This is a genomic window from Citrobacter sp. wls706 (assembly GCF_005281305.1).
Taxonomy (GTDB): domain Bacteria; phylum Pseudomonadota; class Gammaproteobacteria; order Enterobacterales; family Enterobacteriaceae; genus Citrobacter; species Citrobacter werkmanii.
The window spans coordinates 1-388 of the sequence record NZ_SZXG01000019.1 but is presented as its reverse complement, the minus strand read 5'-3'; the positions used below and the strand labels follow the sequence as shown (position 1 = coordinate 388).

Annotated in this window: 1 protein-coding gene; it reads right to left on the bottom strand. The window is 41.5% G+C overall.

Features of this window, described 5'->3' with window-relative positions; all coding sequences use genetic code 11:
• Positions 1-158: bacterioferritin-associated ferredoxin (gene bfd / locus FDW92_RS04860; RefSeq protein WP_137400554.1), on the bottom strand; the 158-nt coding region annotated here is incomplete at its 3' end.
• Between the last annotated feature and the right edge of the window lie 230 nt (positions 159-388).

The window sequence follows — 388 nt, the reverse complement described above, 5'->3', positions numbered from 1 at the left end:
TCATCCTGCATGACTTCACGGGCAGCGCGAATGCACTTACCACATTGATTTCCCACAGGAATAAATTTACGTAATTGCTGAAAGGACTGAGGTTGAAACTGGCGAACAGCCTGACGAATTTTTTTATCACTTATCGCATTACACAAACAAACGTACATGATCGCTCCCGTTCAATTTCTGTGCAAAGTGTAAATGAGAATAGTTATGATTACAATAGCACAACGCTATTTACGCGGCGGGAGAATGAATAAAAAATGCGAATAAATATGACAGCAGCTAAACAGCAAGCAGCAAAAAGGGCGCCGAAGCGCCCTTTTTAAGCTCAAAGCTAATTAATTAATAATTAGCTCATTACTTTAGCAACAACGCCCGCACCTACAGTACGGCC